Genomic DNA, 3,691 nt, shown 5'->3' with positions numbered 1-3,691 from the left:
ATAAAATCCCGACGCCTTTACGCGCCCCCCCCCCGCGTGGGTGGGGTAGCGCAGCTCGCCGGCGGTATTTTGACTGCCGCCTTGAATCGAACACGTCGACCCGGACAGGCCGGGAGGCCACCGCGTCAGATCTGGTAACTGAGCGACGCCACCACGCCTACCCTCTCGGAAAGCTGTACATCACGCTGGTCAACGTCCTCGTGTATGCGTGTATAAACGGGCACCGTGAGTTGGAAATCGAGCGAAAGACTGTCGGAAAACCGATAGCCGAGAGTGGGCCTGAGTGTCACCTCGAAGCGACCGGTGTTGGTGACATCGAGGTTGCCATCGTGGGTACCGAGCGTGCCCGTGACCGGGTCCCCGTGAAACTCGTCGCGACCTGAGTACGACACGCTGGTGAACATGTTGATCGACAAATCTTCGTCTTGCACGCGGTGGCCAAGCCCGAGGGTTACCGAACCACTGGTCGCGGTCCGGTAACCGTCGGATGCATCATAGAACGGTACGGTCACGCTCATCGAACCCATGTATATCCAATCACCCTCCGGCGAGTAGACCCCGTCGACGGCTACAAAGGGATTGACGGTACCGCTGCCCAGGCGCAGGTGGCTGTGCGGGGGAACGGCGATACCAAGGTCGGCGGCCACGTGCGAACCAAGATAAGCCTCGGTGGGCAGTGACTTCTTTTCCCCGGTGGGCAAACTCATTCCCAGTATCGCCCCGACCCGCAAATACTGTTCGGCCCGCACGAACCTGCGCACGCCCAGCTGCATGTCACCCAGCCCTTCAATCGTCTCGTTACGATGGTGATTGGTCTCCTCGGCTACCTCGACGCGCAGTCGCCGAAGCGGCAGGACCGCGAACAGCTCGGTCCGGTCCCGCAGCGCGTAGCGAAGCGAGAAATCGGCCTGCCAGCTGTACAGCTTGCTGTTGTGATGAGACTCGGTCGCCGGCCAGTTCTCTACCAGTTCCTCGTAGGTAACGTAGTCATCTCCGTGAACCGGCCTGGTAAATGCGTGGTATTCGGTTGACAGGCCCAGGCGCACCCCTCCCCGCGAAAGAGGGGCCTGGTACTCGGCAGTAGTGGGTGCGTCTCCACCGGAGAGCATGGGATTTATTCAACCGGCTCATTGACCCCAGGCAGGCACCGCCAGCAGCAGTAGTGCCGGCAGGACAGCCGCCGCTACGCTTCCGGGCTTACCCATCGGAAGCCCCGCGGTCTATGGCCGCGCGCAATCCTTGAAGGTCGAGACCGGTTATAGCTTCGACCCTGCGGCCAGTCTTCGAGTACACGATCACGTACGGTAGCTCCGGGACCTTGCTGAGGTACTGCCGGGCCACGGGCGAACCCCAGTCGTTGACGTTTACCTTGCGCAGGGCCACGTCGTCGCGAGCGCGCAGGATGGAGAACATTTCGCGATCAACCAGGCGACACGGACCGCACCACTTGGCATAAAAATCGATCACCGTCACCTTGCCCTCAGCCAGGTGCTCCTCGATGTCTACCGCCTCGCCGTCGCGTGACGCCCAGGACACGTCCAGTTCGGAAGAGAATTCGGCGTCGGGCAGGTACCTGCCCTTGCCCTCTCCAACAACCACCGTGTAGCCCAGTTCGCCCACCGACGAGGCGAGCGTTGCCGGATCGGTCGCTGACGGGTCATAATCCACGGCCAACTCGGCCTTGCCTCGGTCAAAGGAGACCTCCTCGACACCCTCGGAACCCTTGAGCTTGGCGGCCGCGGCCATCCCGCAGCCCTGGCAGTCAATGCCCTGCATGGACAGTACCGTCGAGACAAGCCCACCCGCAGCGCCCACCGGGGACGAGGCAGCCGTCAGCGCAAACAACACGCCAGGCAACAAGTAAGCTATACGCCGCAGCCCGGTGAGGCAGTAAAGAAGCCGCATGCTGGCAGTGTAACCCGTTAAGCCGGAAGGATACAGAGCCCCGGGCGCAAAACAGCCCGGGTTGAGCGTTTTCTGCGGGCCGCCGGCCTTGGTTTCGCCACCGCCGCCGGTAACACGCCCAGTTGCGCTGCCATCACCTGGTGAGGATTGCCCAGATCCGACAGGTGGGAGTCAAGCGCGGCTCCGTCGGTGCCTACGCTGCGGCCGTGAAGATCAGCGCCCACCCTGATGGGTAATTACACCACGTAAAATCAGTTAAGCCGGGCAGGACGCCAACAGGCAAGGGTCAGGCTACCCCGGGGGGAGACAGGGTGGGCCCGGCAAGTGAGGGTTCCGACCTGGAGCGCATCACCGCCAGGGCAGCCTGTCCGCCAGGCCGTGTCGCAGATCGGAGCCATCGTCGCCGGCATGAAGATGTACCGGCGGCGTGTACACCGTCCACTCCGGCTTCATGCGAAGGAGAACACGATCTTCGCGGCGAGCCATGTCCTCAATCACCGGGCGGGCCTCGTCCGGAATTGGATTACCACTCATGATTTCCCCCACCTTCTTCATGACCTCGACAGATGAGTCGGTTCAAACCGTACTCCGCTAAGTGGTTGAAAGCATGGCACGGCTGGTGTTTACCCCGCCGCGCCCGCGCGTATCGCCTTTTCAGGGGCCGCCACGCACGGCACGCACCGGGTATTCATAGGTCTTGGGAGAGGTGTGTGCTCCCCAGGATTCCATGGGCTGGAGCCACGCGTGGTTCGGAAATTGAAGGCCTACCGAATCAGTAGTGGACGACCAGTATTTAGACGACGGGTTTGTCGGGCCGAACACTGATTGGTCTACGCAGGGATCCCCAAACGAACAATCTATAATAGTAACCAGTTCCTCGAGTACCGGCACGCGCCAGTCGCAACGCCCCGCGTAGCATCCCGTATCCGTTGTCCAGTCTTGCGGAGGATTTGCCCCAGGCCCGTCTGGCGCGTTCAGTCCAGACAGAAACACGAAGAACGCCGTACCGTGCGGACCCCCTGGAACACCACCCGCATCGGACCAGGAATAACTGTTATCCTTATCGGTAAGACCCCCCGCGTCGTCGGTCTTCTGCCACTCGAGACCCGCCTGGTGGTCGATCACCGTGCCGAGTCCGGTGTCCTCGTAACGAGTCGCCGAGCAGCCACCCGTATCAAACACGCAGCCTGAACCGCAAGCCAGCCCGCTGCCAAACTGCCCCTGGCCAGCGCAGGTATCACCATTCAAGTCGCCAAAGTCGCAATCTTCGCCCGCGTCTACGATACCGTTACCGCAGTCTACCGAGCAGGTCGGCGCGTTTCCACCAGCCAGCAGCGTAGCGATCTCGGCCGTGTCCAGCGTGATGCGCGAGTCCATCGAGGACTGGTCGCCCTCGCTCGGACAGTTACCGGCACCCGCCTTGTTTTCGGCCTTTGCCCACTTGTCTGCAAACTTCGTCTCGCACTTGGCGTAGTCGGCCGCCTCCCCCTTTTTTACGGCCTTGGAGTCGGCCTTCAGCCGGCATGAACTGTACTTGCTGGCCTCCTTGAGCTTGCCCGACTCGCACTTGACCGCCGGGTCGGCAGCCAGCGCGGTTCCCGCGACCAAGGCCGCAGCGGCGGCACAGGTAAGAGCAAACGATACGAGAGACTTAATAGACATGGTGGGTTCCCTCCCGGAGACCCGCGAGCCTAGCACCATTGCCGGCTGTCTGTCCATGTATGCGCCCCCCCTGCGTGGGTGGGTGGGTGATGGTGAGCGGCCGAGAGGCAATTTAAGAAGGGGA

At 62.1% G+C, this 3,691-nt stretch carries 4 protein-coding genes; all 4 read right to left on the bottom strand.

Annotation, left to right across the window (positions count from 1 at the left end):
* Positions 1-125 precede the first annotated feature (125 nt).
* The 4 genes from EYQ35_03095 to EYQ35_03080 all read right to left on the bottom strand — a co-directional run bounded on the left by EYQ35_03095 (position 126) and on the right by EYQ35_03080 (position 3,624).
* Positions 126-1,109 (bottom strand): hypothetical protein, encoded by a 984-nt coding sequence (locus EYQ35_03095; GenBank protein HIF63126.1) that lies wholly within the window; start codon positions 1,107-1,109, stop codon positions 126-128.
* A gap of 88 nt (positions 1,110-1,197) precedes the next feature.
* Positions 1,198-1,905: a thioredoxin family protein gene (locus tag EYQ35_03090; protein ID HIF63125.1), complete on the bottom strand. Its 708-nt coding sequence runs from the start codon at positions 1,903-1,905 to the stop codon at positions 1,198-1,200.
* A gap of 348 nt (positions 1,906-2,253) precedes the next feature.
* Positions 2,254-2,439 carry a hypothetical protein gene (locus EYQ35_03085; GenBank protein HIF63124.1) on the bottom strand — a complete coding sequence of 62 codons (186 nt, stop codon included), beginning with the start codon at positions 2,437-2,439 and terminating at the stop codon, positions 2,254-2,256.
* 120 nt (positions 2,440-2,559) lie between these two features.
* Positions 2,560-3,624, bottom strand: coding sequence for a DUF1566 domain-containing protein (locus tag EYQ35_03080; GenBank protein ID HIF63123.1), 1,065 nt, complete (start codon positions 3,622-3,624; stop codon positions 2,560-2,562).
* Between the last annotated feature and the right edge of the window lie 67 nt (positions 3,625-3,691).

The sequence above is a fragment of the Candidatus Binatota bacterium genome, assembly GCA_012960245.1.
Classification (GTDB): Bacteria; Desulfobacterota; Binatia; order UBA1149; family UBA1149; genus UBA1149.
The sequence above is the reverse complement of the archived record's forward strand: the minus strand, read 5'-3'. Positions and strand labels throughout refer to the sequence as shown.